The sequence below is a fragment of the Ruegeria sp. HKCCA4812 genome (genome assembly GCF_013034245.1).
Lineage (GTDB): Bacteria > Pseudomonadota > Alphaproteobacteria > Rhodobacterales > Rhodobacteraceae > Ruegeria.
Genome location: NZ_WQFQ01000008.1, coordinates 91,603 through 108,755, shown reverse-complemented (window position 1 = coordinate 108,755; position 17,153 = coordinate 91,603). Strand labels below are relative to the sequence as shown.

Sequence of the window (17,153 nt, the reverse complement as noted above, 5' to 3'; positions counted from 1 at the left end):
GAGGCCTGATAGCCGGGCTTTCGCAGCAAAAAAACCCTTATTCCGCAGCTTCCGCCTGAATGAACCCGCCCGACTGGCGGTGCCAGAACCGCGCATACAGCCCACCCAGGTCCAGCAGCGCCTCATGCGTTCCGGTTTCAGCGATCCTGCCCTCGTCCAAAACAACAATCCGGTCCATTTCGCTGAGTGTCGACAGCCGGTGCGCAATGGCCAGAACCGTTTTGCCCTGCATCACCCGATGCAGCGCGGTCTGAATCGAAGCTTCAACCTCGGAATCCAGCGCCGATGTCGCTTCGTCGAGAACCAGAATCGGCGCATCTTTCAAAATGGCGCGCGCCAGAGCGATCCTTTGTCGTTGCCCGCCGCTGAGTTTCACGCCCCGTTCACCCAGATGAGCATCATAGCCTTTTCGACCATGAGCATCTTCAAGACTCAGGATGAAATCATGCGCTTCGGCCTTTTTTGCGGCCTCGATCATCTCGGCCTCTGAGGCGTCCGGCCGGCCATACAGAATGTTCTCACGAGCAGACCGGTTGAACATCGCCGTTTCCTGCGTGACCATACCTATCTGTCGGCGCAGGCTGTCTTGCGTTACCTGTGACACGTCCTGGCCGTCGATACAAATGGCGCCACTTTCCCTGTCATAGAGCCTGAGCAACAGTGAGACGAGCGTGGATTTCCCCGCCCCGGATGCTCCGACAATGCCCAGTTTTTCGCTCGGGTTGACGGTTAGGCTCAAATCCGTAACGCCACCGATATCGCGACCGTAAGCAAAGCTGACGCCTTCGAAAGAAATCGACCCTTCGGTCACGTCAAGGTCCTTCGCCCCGCGCATATCTTCGACCCGGTCGCGCTTGGCCAGCGTTTTCATCCCGTTTTCGATTTCACCGACATTGGCATACAGCCCCATCAAGGTGAAACTGACCCAACCGGTCATCTGAGCAATTCGGATCGAAACCGCCCCGGCAGCCACGATATCCCCGGCGGTCGCCATGCCGCCCTTCCAAAGCCACAAGGTCGCGCCCAGCAGCAAGACAGGCAGGACACCGGCCAGTGTCATGAGGATAAACCGGAAACTTGCCGACAACTTGCCGAAATCCAGCGATTTTTCACGCAGATCCACCATCGATTCACGCGCCGCTTGATCTTCGAATTCCGAGTGGGCGAACAGCTTCACGGTTTTGATGTTGGTGATCGTATCGACCACCTGCCCAGACACCATCGCCCGCGCCCCGGCCCGCGCGGCGGAACGTTTGCGGATGCGCGGCAGATACCAGCGCACCAGCATGAAATACACAGCCAGCCATGCTGCGAAGGGCAGCATCACCAAAGGATGAATAGACCCTAACAAAAGCAAAGACCCCACCAGAGACGCCAGGGCAAACACAATCGCGCTGATCGTTTCCGACACGACCGAAGCCATGGCGTTCGATGTCTGCATCTGCTTTTGCGCGATCCGACCGGCAAAATCATCGTCGAAATAGGTCACCGACTGACCCAGGGTCCAACGGTTCAGCTTGGCCAGAACCAAAGGTGTGATGTTTGGCATGACAATGTAGTTGTTCGACAAGGATGACAGGCCAAACAGGATCGGGCGAAGCAACATGAAGAAGGCGACCGCACCGAGGATCATACACATATTGGCAGCGGTCAGAAAATTCTCGGGCCCGCTGGCGGTCGCTACATCAATCACGCGGCCCAGTATCCAAGCCGTGACCGCCTCCATCGCGCCTGCAATGGCCGAGAAGAACGCCGCAACAAACAGCATTGGCCACGCCCCGGACAGGCTCCAGCGGATGAACGCCCCCAACGTCTGCGGTGGGGGCGTTTCGATGTTCCTGAACGGATAGATGAGGTCGGCAATCCTCATTCAGCAGCCTCCGGGTTCATGAAACCACCAGATTGCCGCGCCCAGAATTGGGCGTAAAGGCCACCTTGCGCCAGAAGATCAGAATGCGTTCCTTCCTCGACGATACGGCCTGCATCCATCACCAGAATGCGATCCATCTGCGCGATGGTACTGAGCCTGTGGGCAATGGCGATTACGGTTTTTCCTTGCATCATGCCGTAGAGGGTTTCCTGAATTGACGCTTCGACCTCAGAATCTAGGGCGGATGTCGCCTCATCCAACAACAAGATCGGCGCATCCTTCAGGATCACCCGCGCCAGCGTCACACGCTGCCGCTGGCCACCTGACAGCTTCACCCCCCGTTCACCGACATGCGCGTCGTACCCGGTCCGACCCTGCGGATCTTGCAAATCGAGGATGAACTCATGTGCTTCGGCCTGTTTGGCGGCGGCGATCATCTGTGCCTCGGACGCATCTGGCCGGCCGTAAAGGATGTTGTCGCGGACCGAGCGATGCAGCAAGGCGCTGTCTTGTTGAACCATACCGATATGGCTGCGCAGACTGTCCTGGGTGACATGTGCAATGTTCTGACCGTCAATATAAATCGCACCGCGCTCGACATCGTAGAACCGCAACAGCAGCTTTACCAGTGTCGATTTGCCAGCGCCGGAACGACCGATTAAACCAATCTTTTCGCCGGGCTGGACGGTCAGGTTGATATGGTCCAAACCGCCGGCCTCGCGACCATAGTGATGCGAGAGGTCGCGGATCTGGATCTCACCCTTGGCAAGCCGCAAGGGTTTCGCGTCAGGCGCATCAAGCAAGTCGATGGGCTGGGCAATGGTCTCCATCCCCTCGGACACGATACCAAGTTGGCGGAAAAAGCTGGTCAGGGCCCACATGATCCATCCGGTCATGGCATTCAGGCGCAGGGTCAAGGCGGTAGCCGCCGCAACGACACCGACCGAAGCGCTGCCTTGCATCCACAAGGCAATCGCCCAGCCCACAACACCCACGATCAGCATACCGTTCAAAGTGACCAGAACGGCATCCATAATAGTGAAAATCCGCATTTCGATCTGAAATGTCCGACGGGTTTCCTCGATCGCCTCGCGGGCATAGTCCAGCTCTTGCGGGCCATGGGCAAACATTTTGACCGAATGGATGTTGGTATAGCTGTCCACCACTCGCCCCGTGACCGTCGAACGCGCATCCGAGGCCGCTTTTGACGCCGGACCAACACGCTGAACGGTCCAGCGCACCAGTATGGCGTAGAATCCGAACCAGATCAGCAACGGGATCAACAAACGCGGATCCGCCGCATACAGCAGGATCGCCGCACCGATCAAATAGGCCAACGAAAAGGAAATCGCGTCAAAAACCTGAAAGACCACTTCACCCGCCGCTGGAGGTGTCTGCATGATCCGGTTTGCAATCCGCCCGGCAAAGTCGTTTTCGAACCAGCCAACCGACTGACGCAACACGTGTTTGTGCGCACGCCAACGGATCAGCGTACCAAAGTTCGGCAAAATCGTATTGTTCAGCAGAAGTACGTCGACCAAATGCAGAAGCGGACGCAACAGCAACACAAAGGCTGCCATCAACAACAATTCCGTTCCGTGATTTTGCCAGACCTCTGCCGGCGTGCCGCCCAACAGATCCACTACGCGACCCATGTAGTAGATCAGCCCGATTTCAACACCCGCGACGATTATGGAAACCAGCGCCGCCCAGAAAAATACCCGGAAAAAGGGCCGCGAATAATCCAGCATGAAGGGCCACAACCGCGTCGGCGGTGCGTCAGCCTCACGGTAGGCAACAAAAGGGTCAACAAGGTTTTCGAAATAGCGAAACATGGAAAGTGCTCCGATTGAGCAGGAAAATAGACGTGCGAAGAAAGATGGCGCCTGAACACCACCCTTTACGGGGCAGGTGTCCCGGCTTTAGCCGAACCAGATCCCGTAATACATTCGCATTCCTCCATCCATGTGACAGGCGCAACTAAGCACAAAGGATCCGAGATGTCATCCCCTTTTGAGACTTCGCGCTAATGTGCCAACAACTCTTCGCGTGACAGCGAAAAACCGGATGCGATCCAGCGTTTTTCCAGCTCGGCCAGCTTCTTGCCCAGCGCCGGGCCGGTGAAGTTGGGGATCAGATCTCTGGCCTGGACAGGGAAACGCGCTGCTGCGCCTGCATGCAGATCGCGCCGCAAATCTTCGGACCAGGGTTGTTCCAGAAAGGCGCAGCGCAAAAGCGTCTCGTGCAATCCCCCTTCATCGCCATAGCGGTATCCCAGTTCAGCAATACTGGTTGTGGACTGTGCTTCTTCACGCATCCTGATCAGGCGTTGCAACTGCGAACGGCTCAACCGCAATGTCGCGGCATCATCGGGCGAGGCAATGGCTGCCAGACGACGCACCGGATCGGGATCGGCACCAGCCGCCTGTTCCAGCGCGATCAAAGGGGCCAAAGACCGATCGTCCGCCCCCGGCAACACCCGGGCCAAAACACCGGTACTGCGCATGGTCGCAACGGCAGGGGCCGGATCAGGCGATGCCAGCAATTTCAGCAGCTCTGCCCCGATCCGCCCGCGCGACAATGACTCCAGCCCGTCAAGATTGGCGCCGATGGCGGCCAGGGCATCGGGGTCGAAACCGCCATCCGGATCCCCGTACCAGGCGTGAAAACGGAAGTAGCGAAGCGAGCGGAGATAGTCTTCGCGAATGCGGTTCTCGGCGGTTCCAATGAACCGCACCAACCGGGCCTCGAGGTCGGGAAGACCACCCAGAGGGTCCAGCACGGTGCCATCGGGTTGGGCATAGAGCGCGTTCATGGTGAAATCCCGTCGCGCCGCGTCTTCTTCGACATGATCGGAAAATGCCACCACCGCGCGACGGCCATCGGTTTCCACGTCACGGCGGAAGGTGGTGACCTCGTGCGGGATGCCCGCGCTGACCACCGTGATCGTACCATGCTCGATGCCGGTCGGAATGGCCCTGAGCCCGGCGGCCTGCGCCAGCTCGACGATCTGCCCGGGCCTTGCATCGGTGGCGATGTCGATATCCGACACTGGAGCACCAAGCAGCGCGTTGCGCACGCATCCACCCACGAAAAGCGCCTGAGCCCCGGATGAGGTCAGGGCCGAACAGACCTTTTGCGTCGCTGGTTCACTGATCCAAGCTTCGTCAATCAGCATCATTCATTCACCCGTGCAGCAAGCCCGCGCAATATGCGGGCGGTCGCGCCCCAAATGTAATAGGGGCCGTACGGAACTGCGTAGTATCTGCGTCTCTGGCCGCGCCATCGGCGCGACTCGACCAGATAATTCTCAGGATTCAAAAGATGGGCAAGGGGGGTCGAGAAAACTTCGTCCACTTCGCCGGGTTCAGGCACGGGTTGGAACCTGTCCCGCAAAACTGCGACAACCGGTGTTACTGTGAACGAGGTCACGGTCTCATGCGTCGGCAGAAATCCCAGGATCTCGGGCATTTCAGGGGGCAGGCCGATCTCTTCCTCAGCTTCCCGCAGAGCCGCAGCCGTAACATCAGCATCGGTTTCGTCCTGTTTGCCACCGGGAAAGGCGATCTGGCCCGGGTGATGCTTCAACGCGGATGAGCGTTTGGTCAGGATGACCTGCGGTGTGTCATCAGCCAGGGAAATGGCCACCAGAACACCGGCGGGTCGCAACCGTCGTCCGGGCGGCAGAACGGTATCCGGGTTCAAGTCAAAGTCGCTGGACCCGTGACCGGGGCGGCGCAGGGCCGCCCGGATCTTTTCAACCGGGTCATGCACCTTTGGGGTCTTCGGCATCGAATCCGACAGTTGCCGGGTCCAACACATAATGAGCCCCGCAGAACTGACAATCCGCGGTGACTTCGCCCTCGGGCGTGGTCATCTTTTCGATATCCTTGGCCGAATAGATCGACAGGCTCTGTCGCACACGATCCTCGGAACAGGTGCAGCCAAATTGCACGGACTGCGCATCATAGACACGCGGCTGTTCCTCGTGAAACAGGCGAACCAGAAGGTCGGTCGGCGCAACAGAGGGGCCGATCATCTCCAAATCCTCGACGGTATCCAGCAGGATATTGACGCGACCCCAGTTTTCACCTTCTTCGCCATCGACCAGATCGGCAGCGGTCAGGATGTCACCGGTTCCTTCACCCGACGCGGCAAAGGGCGACGCTTTGGGCATGTGTTGCAGCATGATGCCGCCTGCACGCCAATGCTCGCCCACGCCCGGCTCGGTCGATTTGCCGAAGCTCAGCGAAAACCGCGTCGGCAGCTGTTCGGATTGCGCAAAATACGACTCGGCGCAGGCGCTCAGCGATCCACCGGCCAGCGGAGTGATGCCCTGATACGGCTGCGTGCCCTCTCCCTGATCGATCATGATGGCAAAATACCCTTCGCCCACCTGATCGAAAGGCGCAGAATTGGAAAGCCGGTCCCGGTCAAAGCTGGCATAAGCCCGTATCTGGGCGGGCTGGCCCTCTTCCTGCGGCGCATAATAGTCGGTTGCGATCATGCGCACCGCCCCTTTGGACTGTACCTGCAACGACAGTTTCCAGCGCAACGCAACCGTTTGGCCGATCAACGCGGTCAGCAAGGCCATCTCGGCCACAAGCGCCTCGACCTGCTCGGGATAGTCATGCTGTTTCAGGATACCATCCAGCACGCCATCCAGACGGGCCACGCGGCCGCGCATGTCGGATGCATCAAGTTGAAAGGGCAGGACGGTATCGTCCCACGCGATTTTTGTTCCAAGAGACATGGGGTTTCCTTACACGCCACGGGTTGGCATACCGGCACCATATAGGTCGTACAGATCGGGTTGAAAGGGGCCATACATGATCAGGCGGTTCGGTGAAACCCCCGAGACGGGGCGGAAATACACCCGAAGGGTTGGCGTATATGCCCTTTTGCCACGTGGCGGCCAATTGCTGTTGACCTGTCAGACCGAACCGGGCCCGGATCTGCAATTGCCGGGTGGAGGCATCGATCCGGGCGAATCACCAATTTCGGCCTTGCATCGCGAAGTCTATGAAGAAACCGGGTGGCATGTTGCCAACCCGCGTCGCATCGGCGCTTTTCGCCGGTTCACCTATATGCCCGAATACGATCTGTGGGCCGAAAAGGTCTGCCTGATCTACCGCGCCCGTCCCGTACGCCGCAAAGGCCCGCCGAGTGAGGCATTCCACGAAGCACTGTGGATGGAAGCCGCCGATGCCGTTGAATTGCTGGGCAATGACGGTGACCGGCACTTTGCGGAAATGCATCTCAGTTCGCTTTAAGACCCGTTATATTCAAAGAAAACGGCGGATACGTCATCCCCAATGCCATCTTTGGGCGAAATCTCCTGGGTCAATCGCCAGAACATGTCGTCCAGAAACTCCGACCCGCCCTTTTCAGAAATGCACTGCTGGGCCATCTGTCGCAAACCGTCTTCCTCCAGCAAACCGCCTTCGGCAAGCTGACATTCGGTAAATCCGTCCGAATACACCAACAGTTTGTCGCCGGGTTTCATGTGAATCTCGATTTGCTGAAAACTCGCATCTTCGATCAGCCCGATCGGCAACCCGCCATCACCCAGAAATTCAGTGCTGCCATCCTGCCGCAGCAGAAGCGGATGCGGATGCCCGGCCTGCACCATTTTGAGATGCCCGTTTCGAAGATCCACAATGGCGTAGACCATCGTGAAATATTCCTCGATCCCTTCATCCGCCATCAATCGGGAATTGAGCATGCTTGCGACGTCTTCCGGAGGCAGCAGTGCATAGAATTTGTTGAACCTCTTTTCCATTGCGACGTTTTGATCGAAATGCTTGCTGGAAAGATAACCGCCCAGACGCGCCGTCATCATGGCCGAGGTGATACCATGCCCGGATACATCTATGCTGTAGAACCCCAGCCGATTGACCCCGGGCGAGAACATGCCAACAAGGTCTCCTCCGATATGGCCGCAGGGTTTCAACAACAGGCTGACCCGGGATTTTCCAAAGCTCCGCGTAAATTCCGGAACCAGCGATTCCTGGATTTTTCGGGCTTGAATGAGGTCCTTGTCGATCGCGTCATGCGCCAGCCTGAGTTCTTCCAGCGCAGATTCGATCAGGCGGTTTTTCTGTGAAAGCTCGCGCTGCATGTCCAGAATGCGCGCGCCTGCGGATATGCGCGCCCGCAACTCATCCGCCTCAAGGGGTTTGATCAGAAAATCATCTGCCCCGGCATCCAGTCCGCGCGCAACCTCCTGCTTTTCACTTTTGGAAGTCAGAAGGATGAAATAACAATATTGATCAGTATCCAGGGCGCGAAACGCATTGCAGAACTCAAGCCCGCTCATCCCCGGCATGACCCAATCGCTGAGAACAAGATCGGGCGGATCGTCCAGACAATGCGCCAAGGCGGCATCGCCCGTATCGGCCTCGACCACCTCAAAGCCCCATTTTCTGAGCGATGCGACCAGGATGCGCCGCTGCAGACGGCTGTCATCAACCACCAGCACCTTACGGATCGCGCCGAAATCCAGATCTGATCTGGTTTCCTCAAGACTCGCCCTTGGCACCATTTACCCTCTGACCTGATGCGTTCATTCACACTGGGCGATCCTAGTGGCGACGGTTTTAACATCCGGTGAAGACCGAAGGCCGCAATCCCGCTGGGCCGTTAACCCGGTTTTTACTGGTATTGCCTATTCCTGAAAACGCATGTTCAACGGCAGGTGACGCAGTATGATCCACTGGGGCAGAGTCCGACAATTGCGGGACGAGGTTGGCCCGGATGAGTTTGATGAGGTGGTCGACATCTTTCTGGAAGAAGTGCAGGAGGTCATCGCCCGCCTGCATCAGGATACAAGCCGGTCCGAACTGGAACAGAATCTGCATTTCCTGAAGGGCAGCGCGCTCAGTCTTGGATTCGACCAGTTCTCAAAACTCTGTCAGGACGGCGAACGGCAGGCGGCCGCGGGTCAGGGCGAGGATGTCGATCTGCCCGCCATTCTGGCCGTATTTGACAGCTCGAAACAGAAATTCGAGGCTGAGCTGCGCCAGAATCTGGATTAAATCACGAACTGCGCCAGCGTTTCGTCTTCGGTTATGTCGGTGTAGGTGAACCCTGCCTCATCCAGATGCGCAAACAGACGCATGAAGTTCTCAGGCTTGCGGGTTTCAATCCCGATCAGGACCGAACCGAAATTGCGGGCCGATTTTTTCATGTATTCAAAGCGGGCGATATCGTCCTCGGGGCCGAGAATACCCAGAAACTCTTTCAACGCGCCGGGGCGCTGCGGCAGGCGCAGGATGAAATACTTTTTCACTCCGGAATAGCGTTGAGCGCGTTCTTTGACCTCGGGCAGGCGTTCGAAATCGAAATTGCCACCGGATGTCACGCAGACCACGGTCTTGCCCCGCACAAAGCTTTGGATATCGCCCACCGCTTCGATCGCCAGCGCGCCGGCGGGCTCCAGAACGATGCCTTCGACATTCAGCATCTCGATCATAGTTGTGCAGATTCGGTCCTCGGACAGAACCAGCACATCCGACAGGTGGCGTGATTTCAACAATTCGAACGGTTTCTCGCCGATCCGTCCAACCGCAGCGCCATCGACGAAGGTATCCACATGATCCAGCGACACAGGATGCCCCGCAGCCAATGCAGCGCGCAAACAGGCACCTCCGGCCGGTTCGACAAACAGACAATGGCTGCGATCCCCGAACCATGTGGCCACGCCCGAGGACATGCCGCCGCCGCCAACCGGCAAAACGACGTGATCCGGCACACCGCCCATTTGCTCTTCGATCTCGACCGCCAATGAAGCCTGGCCTTCAATGACATCAGCGTCATCGAAGGGTGACAGGAAATACCCGCCCTGCTGCGCGCACCATGCTTGCGCGGCGGCCAGAGTATCGTCGAAATAGTCGCCAGTCAGGTGGATCTCGATATTGTCGCCGCCGAAAATGCGGGTCTTTTGAATTTTCTGCTGCGGCGTCGTCACCGGCATGAAGATCACGCCGCGCACGTCCAGATGCTTGCACATGAACGCCACGCCCTGCGCGTGGTTGCCAGCACTGGCACAGACGAACAGGTCCTGCCCCTGCTGCTTGCGCATGGCATTGAACGCACCACGGATCTTGTAAGAGCGCACCGGGCTGAGGTCTTCGCGCTTAAGCCAGATATCGGCCCCATAACGGTCAGACAAATGGGCATTCCGCTGCAACGGTGTTGCCGGAAACACGGTGCGCATCGCCTGTTCGGCAGCGCCGGCGCGGGTCATGAAATCAGTCATGTCGATTTCCCTGCCCCATCATCGCGATAAGGGCAAGGAATACATATGTGTACGCCGCTCAGGACAGTTCGCGTTTTTCGATGAAGATTCCGTACATCGTGGTCAGGATACTGACATTGATCATCGGCAGAATGAGCGTGCCAAAGAACACGGTCAGCAATACGCCCAGCACCGGTATTATTGCCAGAAGGGTGAAAGCCAGCTGCACCAGAATCTGGAACAGGAGGGCGACGAGTAGCAGCAACAAGATTGCACCGCTGACCCCGGACGTGTTGTTCCATGCCTCACCGATCGATATGGGATTTCCTATCGCCGCCGCGGGCAGAATAATTGACAGGCGATAGAAGCACACGACCAGAAAAACGGTGTAAACAATCACCAGAATGGTCGAAAGCACCGCAAGGCTTTCGCCTAGTGCAGCAGCGACCAGACCCATGGGGATATACGCGATCACCATCAAAATCCCCAACATCAGAAAACGACCGAAATAGGCAAGAATCCTGTCGAAGCGGAATGTCGGGAGTATTCCCGTGGGATACTCTTCCATCAGGATGAAGCGGTGCCATGACACCGCAATCCAGAACATCGTGACGGACATTACCGCCAGCAAAACGACCACAAAAACAAAGGCTGAACCTGCAGTTGCACCTGACGGTAACGCGCCTGCATTGTCTTCAAGCGCCTCAAGCGGAATACCAAGCGCCAAGAACACGCCCACGATGATGATCGTCGCAATAAGAGCAGGGCCAACCGTAATCTGCAGCACCTGCTTGATGTTTCCAAATACCATCCGCACAGAATGCAAGAAAATCTGCCATCCCAACATTTGAAACCGCCCCTTCAACCAATACTTGTTATTCTCTGCACCCGTTTCACCCCAATTCAGGTACTGCGTCAATCCTCACAACTTGCCCCCGCGCGTAAAACCCGCTAGGGGCCAATCGTCTTACGCATGAGGGGAAGTCAGATGTCCGCGCCCAAGAAAGTTGTTCTGGCCTATTCCGGTGGCCTTGATACCTCGATCATCCTGAAATGGTTGCAGACCGAATATGGTTGTGAAGTTGTAACCTTCACCGCCGATTTGGGTCAGGGTGAAGAGCTGGAGCCCGCCCGCAAAAAGGCCGAGCTGCTGGGGATCAAGCCCGAGAACATCTATATCGAGGATATCCGCGAGGAATTCGTGCGCGATTTCGTCTTCCCGATGTTCCGCGCCAACGCGCAGTACGAAGGTCTGTACCTGCTGGGCACGTCCATCGCTCGCCCCCTGATTTCGAAACGTCTGGTCGAAATCGCCGAGGCCACCGGCGCTGACGCCGTGGCGCATGGTGCGACCGGCAAGGGCAACGATCAGGTGCGGTTCGAACTGGCGGCCTATGCGCTGAACCCCGACATCAAAGTGATCGCACCCTGGCGCGAGTGGGATCTGACAAGCCGCACCAAGCTGCTGGAATTCGCCGAACAGAACCAGATTCCGATCGCCAAGGACAAGCGCGGCGAGGCCCCCTTCTCGGTCGATGCCAACCTGCTGCACACCTCGTCCGAGGGCAAGGTTCTGGAAGACCCCGCCGATATGGCGCCCGACTATGTCTATCAGCGCACCGTCCACCCCGAGGACGCGCCGAACGAGCCCGAATTCATCGAGATCGGCTTTGAAAAAGGCGACGCGGTCAGCATCAATGGCGAGGCGATGAGCCCCGCGACCATCCTGACCAAGCTGAACGAATATGGCGGCAAGCACGGCATCGGCCGTCTCGACCTTGTTGAAGGTCGCTTTGTTGGCATGAAGTCGCGCGGCATCTACGAAACTCCCGGTGGCACCATCCTGCTTGAGGCGCATCGTGGCATCGAATCCATCACCATGGACCGCGGCGCGATGCATCTGAAGGACCAGTTGATGCCGCAATATGCGGAACTGATCTACAACGGCTTCTGGTACTCGCCTGAACGTGAAATGCTGCAAGCCGCCATCGACAAGAGCCAGGAACACGTCACCGGCACCGTCCGCGTGAAGCTGTACAAGGGTCTGGCCTCGACCGTGGGCCGCTGGTCGGAACACTCGCTGTATTCCGAGGCGCATGTGACCTTCGAAGAAGACGCGGGTGCCTATGATCAGAAAGACGCCGCGGGCTTTATCCAACTGAACGCGCTGCGGTTGAAACTGCTGGCCGCGCGCGACAAGCGGTTGTCCAAGTGACTGAAGATGACGGTCTGAACGACGAACTGGAAATGTTCATCGAAGCGCAGGACACGGTCTGGGCCGATGTCCTGCGCGAACTGGAACAGGGGCAGAAGACCAGCCACTGGATGTGGTTCGTGTTTCCGCAACTGGCCGAGCTGGGCCAGTCCCATATGGCGCAGCTTTACGGCATCGAAGATCTGGATGAAGCCACGCGCTATCTGAACCACCCGGTACTGCGCCACCGTCTGACGCAAGCGGCCTCGTTGTTGTTGCTGCATCAGGGGCGCGCTGCCAGCGACATTCTGGGTGGGGTTGACGCGAAAAAGCTTCGCTCTTCGATGACATTGTTTTCCTCGGTGGCAGATGCTCCGGCCGAGTTTCAGGCAATTCTTGACGCTTTCTACGACGGGGAGCCTTGCGCGCGAACCGTTCAGAGCCTTGGCGCATCGTGATCGGAAGTTCCAGTCGGGTCAGCCTTGCCTGTTCGATACCTGACGTTTTACGCATTCGGAAACTGCGAAAGGAACCCGGATGCTTCAGCATATCGCCGACGAAATTCAAAAAGGCCTGAACGGCAAAACCTTTGACGGCTCGTTGAAATTCGATTGTGGCGAGGACGGCGTTATTGTTCTGGCCGACAGTCAGGCATCGACACAGGACCAGGAAACGGATTGCACGATCCGCATCTCGCAGGACAACCTGACCAAGCTTCTGACCGGAAAACTGAACCCCATGACAGGTGTCGCTTTGGGCAAGCTCAAAATCTCGGGCAATATGGGCGTTGCGATGAAACTGGGGCAGTTGCTGGGTTAAACCGAAGGCAGGTTCACCGCGGAATTCCACCTCGCCGGGGCGCCCCGTCCCACCGCCAAGACGGCCCGGCGCAAGGTGTTCCACTGACATCCGCCGCCGATAAACTTGCCTCACCAGCCCGTGACATCAGATGTCAGGCAATTGAATGTCATTCGGGTTCGGGTCACCTTGGTGCCGAAAGGAGACCCGACATGTCACGAACCGCTTTTCTGGAAGCCTTCAAACCGGCCATTCTGTTCACCCTGATCACGTTGGCTGCGATGTTGCGCGCTCTGCCCGCCCCCGCGGCAGGGACCGAAACGCTGACAGTTGCGGGGGGCTGTTTCTGGTGTGTCGAGTCCGATTTTGAATCGGTACCGGGCGTTGTCGGGGCCGTGTCGGGCTATACCGGCGGCAAATCGGCCAACCCCACCTATGATCAGGTCTCCAAAGGTGGAACCGGCCATTATGAAGCGGTTCAGATCACTTTCGATCCGGCCCGGGTGTCACGTGAAACGCTTCTGAACATGTTCTTCCGCTCGGTTGACCCCACGGATGCCGGTGGTCAGTTCTGTGACCGGGGCGACAGCTATCGAACCGCAATTTTCGTCTCTAACGCGGGCGAAAAGGCGTTGGCGGAACAGGCAAAGAAAGACGCAGAACGGGCATTGGGCCAAAAGGTGGTCACCCTGATCCTGAACGCGGGCACGTTTTACCCTGCCGAGGCCTATCATCAGGATTACTACAAAGGGAACAAGCTGATCTTTACCCGCTTTGGGCCCAAACGTCAGCAAAACGCCTATAAAGCATATCGCAAAGCCTGTGGCCGTGACGCGCGTGTCAAACAGCTTTGGGGTTCAGATGCGCCTTTTGCCGGTTCTTAATCGAAGGTCGCGTCGCGCACTTCTCTCAGATCGGGAATGACATCCGCGGTCCCGTGCCGCGTGACCATCAAGGCAGCGGCGCGGTTCGCTTGCAGAATGGCCTGTTCCATCGGCATTCCCCGATCCATTCCAGCCAGTACGTAGCCGGTAAAAGTATCACCTGCCCCGGTGGTATCCACGGCCTGCACCTTGTGGGCCGAAAATTCCACCGGGTCATTGCCCTGCTGCAAATACCTGGCACCTTTTGAGCCCAGCGTGACAATGACATGCCGCACAGGCAGATCAGCCGCACCCATCCCGGTTTCCTGCCGCAACTGTTCGGCCTCGATCTCGTTCAGGATCAGGAAATCCAGATAGGGCAAAACTGCCTGAACCGCCTGTGCCTGAAACGGCGCGGCGGCATAACACACGGTCAATCCAAGTTTACGCCCGAACTGCGCGGCTTCGACTTGCGCATTGGTTTCATTCTGCAAGATCAGCAGATCACCGGTACTTGCCGATGACAGAGCCCGCCCCAGATGTCTGACATCCAAGGCATGGTTGGCCCCCGGATAGAGGATGATCAGGTTCTCACCCTCGGCGTCCACCGCAATGATCGCGTGTCCGGTCGGCAGATCCACCTCAGAGATATAGCGTGTGTCCACGCCATATTCCGTCAGTCGATCCTTCGCCCAGCGCCCATCATGCCCAACGGCGCCAATATGGCTGACGCGTGATCCGGCCCGCGCAGCCGCCACTGACATATTGGCACCTTTTCCGCCAAGGAACCGGTCCAGCCCGTGGGCGGCCAGAGTTTCCCCTGGCGCAGGCAGATGCGGCAGGTCATAAACCATATCCGCGTTGATCGAGCCGAGGTTCCAGATTGTCATGGCTTATCCGATGTCGCACGAGGCCAGAATGGCCATGTTCAGAATATCGTTCGCGGTTGAGACGGTCGAGCAAATCTGAATCGGCTTGTCGACGCCCGACAGGATCGGCCCGATCACGGTGGCACCGCCCATTTCCTGCATCAGCTTGGTCGAAATCGACGCTGAGTGCCGCGCAGGGACGATCAGGATGTTCGCAGGCCCAGTCAGGCGTGAAAACGGATAAGCCGCTTGCTGATCCACGTTCAGGGCAACATCCACTGTCATTTCGCCCTCATACTCGAAATCGACACCGCGCTGGTCCAGAACCGCCGGCGCTCGGTGCATCTTCTCGGCACGTTCCGAAACCGGGTATCCAAATGTCGAGAAGCTGACAAAAGCAACCCGGGGCTCCAGACCCATATGTCGGGCCACTGCTGCGGAACGCTCGGCAATGTTGGCCAAATCGTTTTCATCCGGCCATTCATGCACCAGTGTATCGCCGATCAGAACGATCCGGCCTTTATGCAGAAGTGCCGTCACACCGGCAGCACCATGGGCGGCATCGGCATCGAACACATGATTGATACGATCAATTACGTGTGCCGATTTTCGTGTTGCACCTGTGACCAACCCGTCTCCGTGGCCATGGGCCAGCATCAGGGATGAGAACACATGGCGGTCCCGCGCGGCCAGTCGGTGAATATCCTTGCGGTCAAAGCCTTTACGCTGCAAACGCTCATAGAGGAAATTCGAATAGGTCTCGAGATGCGCGGTGTTGGCAGCGTTCACAACCTCGATTTCCCGCACAGCATCGCCAAGACCGGTGGCTTCCAGCTTGTCTTTGACATCATCCGCCCGACCGACCACGAGCGCCTTACCAAAGCCTGAACGTTGGTACATGACGGCGGCACGCAGCACGCGGGGATCATCGCCCTCGGCAAAAATCATGCGGCTTTGCGCCTGTCGCGCCCGGGCGTTCAGCCCGCGCAGGATGCTTGCGGTCGGGTCCATCCGGGACTTCAGGCTCAGCTCATAAGCGTCCATGTCGATGATCGGACGGCGGGCTGCGCCGGTATCCATTCCTGCCTTGGCAACAGCGGGCGGGATACGGTGGATCAGGCGCGGATCAAACGGCGTGGGAATGATGTAGTCGCGCCCGAAGGTCAGCGATTTGCCATAAGCCATCGCGACCTCATCCGGTACATCTTCGCGCGCCAGATTGGCGAGTGCATGGGCACAGGCGATCTTCATCTCGTCATTGATGGCGCGGGCGTGAATGTCCAGCGCGCCGCGGAACAAATAGGGAAAGCCCAGAACGTTGTTGACCTGGTTCGGATAATCGCTGCGTCCGGTCGCCACGATGGCGTCCACACGGACCTCGTGCGCCTCTTCCGGGGTGATTTCCGGATCGGGGTTGGCCATGGCGAAGATCACCGGATTATCGGCCATGCTTGCGACCATCTCCTGCGTGACCGCGCCCTTGACCGACACGCCCAGAAACACGTCCGCGCCCTTCATGGCCTCTTCCAGAGTCCGCAGATCCGTGGTGATCGCATGTGCCGATTTCCACTGGTTCATGCCCTCGGTCCGGCCCTGATAGATCACACCCTTTGTGTCGCAGACGATGCAGTTTTCGTGCCGCGCGCCCATCGCCTTGAGCAATTCGATACAGGCGATCCCCGCCGCCCCGGCCCCGTTCAAAACGATCTTCACATCCTCGATCTTCTTGCCCGAGATATGCAGCGCGTTGATCAGCCCGGCCGCACAGATCACGGCCGTGCCGTGCTGGTCGTCGTGAAAGACGGGGATGTCCATCTCTTCTTTCAGGCGCTGTTCGATGATGAAACATTCGGGCGCCTTGATGTCTTCCAGGTTGATACCGCCGAAGGTCGGCCCCATCAGTCGGACCGCGCGGCAGAATTCATCCGGGTCTTCGGTGTCCAGCTCGATATCGATCGAGTTCACGTCGGCGAACCGCTTGAACAGAACGGATTTCCCCTCCATCACCGGTTTCGAGCCCAGCGCACCAAGGTTGCCAAGACCCAGAACCGCCGTTCCGTTCGAGATCACAGCGACAAGATTGCCCTTGTTGGTATAGTCATACGCGGTTTCCGGCGCCTCGGCGATGGCTTCACATGGGACGGCCACACCCGGGCTGTAGGCCAATGACAGATCCCGCTGCGTGGTCATCGGGACGGTGGCCTGCACCTCCCACTTGCCGGGGGTCGGGTCGAGGTGAAAGGCCAGCGCCTCTTCTTTGGTGATCTTCGCTTTGGGCATCGGATATGTCGTTTCTTTACATCTGTTGGGCTTTTGCCTC

At 58.0% G+C, this 17,153-nt stretch carries 16 protein-coding genes; 6 read left to right on the top strand and 10 right to left on the bottom strand.

All coding sequences use genetic code 11. From position 1 onward, the window contains the following. Nucleotides 1-37: 37 nt before the first annotated feature. The 5 genes from GOW04_RS18305 to GOW04_RS18285 form a co-directional block, all read right to left on the bottom strand. Complete coding sequence (locus GOW04_RS18305) at nt 38-1,870, bottom strand: ABC transporter ATP-binding protein (RefSeq protein WP_171233543.1); 1,833 nt, start codon at nt 1,868-1,870, stop codon at nt 38-40. Next, nucleotides 1,867-3,705, bottom strand: coding sequence for an ABC transporter ATP-binding protein (locus GOW04_RS18300; protein ID WP_171233542.1), 1,839 nt, complete (start codon nt 3,703-3,705; stop codon nt 1,867-1,869). Before GOW04_RS18300 ends, GOW04_RS18305 begins: the two co-directional genes overlap by 4 nt. A 191-nt stretch (nt 3,706-3,896) precedes the next feature. Next, on the bottom strand, nt 3,897-5,051 hold the full coding sequence (locus tag GOW04_RS18295; RefSeq protein ID WP_171233541.1) for a CCA tRNA nucleotidyltransferase: 1,155 nt from the start codon (nt 5,049-5,051) through the stop codon (nt 3,897-3,899). Continuing rightward, nucleotides 5,048-5,662: a CoA pyrophosphatase gene (locus GOW04_RS18290; RefSeq protein WP_152459591.1), complete on the bottom strand. Its 615-nt coding sequence runs from the start codon at nt 5,660-5,662 to the stop codon at nt 5,048-5,050. Before GOW04_RS18290 ends, GOW04_RS18295 begins: the two co-directional genes overlap by 4 nt. Next, nucleotides 5,637-6,623: an Hsp33 family molecular chaperone HslO gene (locus tag GOW04_RS18285; RefSeq protein ID WP_152459592.1), complete on the bottom strand. Its 987-nt coding sequence runs from the start codon at nt 6,621-6,623 to the stop codon at nt 5,637-5,639. The genes GOW04_RS18290 and GOW04_RS18285 overlap by 26 nt, the downstream gene beginning before the upstream one ends. 76 nt (nt 6,624-6,699) lie before the next feature. On the opposite strand from GOW04_RS18285, the gene GOW04_RS18280 reads away from it, so the two are divergent. After that, nucleotides 6,700-7,143, top strand: a complete 444-nt coding sequence (locus GOW04_RS18280) for an NUDIX hydrolase (RefSeq protein WP_152459593.1) — start codon at nt 6,700-6,702, stop codon at nt 7,141-7,143. Here the strand turns inward: GOW04_RS18280 and GOW04_RS18275 are convergent. After that, nucleotides 7,140-8,414 carry a PP2C family protein-serine/threonine phosphatase gene (locus GOW04_RS18275; RefSeq protein WP_171233540.1) on the bottom strand — a complete coding sequence of 425 codons (1,275 nt, stop codon included), beginning with the start codon at nt 8,412-8,414 and terminating at the stop codon, nt 7,140-7,142. The two genes, GOW04_RS18280 and GOW04_RS18275, sit on opposite strands and share 4 nt — an antisense overlap. Nucleotides 8,415-8,577: 163 nt before the next feature. On the opposite strand from GOW04_RS18275, the gene GOW04_RS18270 reads away from it, so the two are divergent. Next, the gene (locus tag GOW04_RS18270; protein ID WP_170345824.1) at nt 8,578-8,907 is read left to right on the top strand and encodes an Hpt domain-containing protein; all 330 of its coding nucleotides are present in this window, start codon (nt 8,578-8,580) and stop codon (nt 8,905-8,907) included. Here GOW04_RS18270 and ilvA read toward each other — a convergent pair. Together ilvA and GOW04_RS18260 are read right to left on the bottom strand one after the other, a co-directional pair. Beyond that, nucleotides 8,904-10,130: a threonine ammonia-lyase IlvA gene (ilvA, locus tag GOW04_RS18265; protein ID WP_171171498.1), complete on the bottom strand. Its 1,227-nt coding sequence runs from the start codon at nt 10,128-10,130 to the stop codon at nt 8,904-8,906. The genes GOW04_RS18270 and ilvA overlap by 4 nt on opposite strands. Nucleotides 10,131-10,188: 58 nt before the next feature. Continuing rightward, nucleotides 10,189-10,896 carry a hypothetical protein gene (locus GOW04_RS18260; RefSeq protein WP_254705322.1) on the bottom strand — a complete coding sequence of 236 codons (708 nt, stop codon included), beginning with the start codon at nt 10,894-10,896 and terminating at the stop codon, nt 10,189-10,191. Nucleotides 10,897-11,097: 201 nt separating this feature from the next. On the opposite strand from GOW04_RS18260, the gene GOW04_RS18255 reads away from it, so the two are divergent. The 4 genes from GOW04_RS18255 to msrA all read left to right on the top strand — a co-directional run bounded on the left by GOW04_RS18255 (nt 11,098) and on the right by msrA (nt 13,985). Continuing rightward, nucleotides 11,098-12,324, top strand: a complete 1,227-nt coding sequence (locus tag GOW04_RS18255; protein WP_171233539.1) for an argininosuccinate synthase — start codon at nt 11,098-11,100, stop codon at nt 12,322-12,324. A 32-nt stretch (nt 12,325-12,356) separates the two neighbouring features. After that, nucleotides 12,357-12,761 carry a DUF1810 domain-containing protein gene (locus GOW04_RS18250; RefSeq protein WP_171233588.1) on the top strand — a complete coding sequence of 135 codons (405 nt, stop codon included), beginning with the start codon at nt 12,357-12,359 and terminating at the stop codon, nt 12,759-12,761. A 79-nt stretch (nt 12,762-12,840) separates the two neighbouring features. Next, on the top strand, nt 12,841-13,122 hold the full coding sequence (locus GOW04_RS18245; RefSeq protein WP_152459599.1) for an SCP2 sterol-binding domain-containing protein: 282 nt from the start codon (nt 12,841-12,843) through the stop codon (nt 13,120-13,122). A gap of 260 nt (nt 13,123-13,382) precedes the next feature. After that, nucleotides 13,383-13,985: a peptide-methionine (S)-S-oxide reductase MsrA gene (msrA, locus tag GOW04_RS18240; protein WP_371814422.1), complete on the top strand. Its 603-nt coding sequence runs from the start codon at nt 13,383-13,385 to the stop codon at nt 13,983-13,985. On the opposite strand, the gene GOW04_RS18235 is transcribed toward msrA, so the two are convergent. Both GOW04_RS18235 and GOW04_RS18230 read right to left on the bottom strand, forming a co-directional pair. Further along, the gene (locus tag GOW04_RS18235) at nt 13,982-14,854 is read right to left on the bottom strand and encodes a ribokinase (protein WP_171233537.1); all 873 of its coding nucleotides are present in this window, start codon (nt 14,852-14,854) and stop codon (nt 13,982-13,984) included. The genes msrA and GOW04_RS18235 overlap by 4 nt on opposite strands. 3 nt (nt 14,855-14,857) lie before the next feature. Beyond that, a complete protein-coding gene (locus GOW04_RS18230; RefSeq protein ID WP_171230141.1) occupies nt 14,858-17,113 on the bottom strand; it encodes an NADP-dependent malic enzyme in 2,256 nt (751 codons plus the stop codon). Nucleotides 17,114-17,153 lie beyond the last annotated feature (40 nt).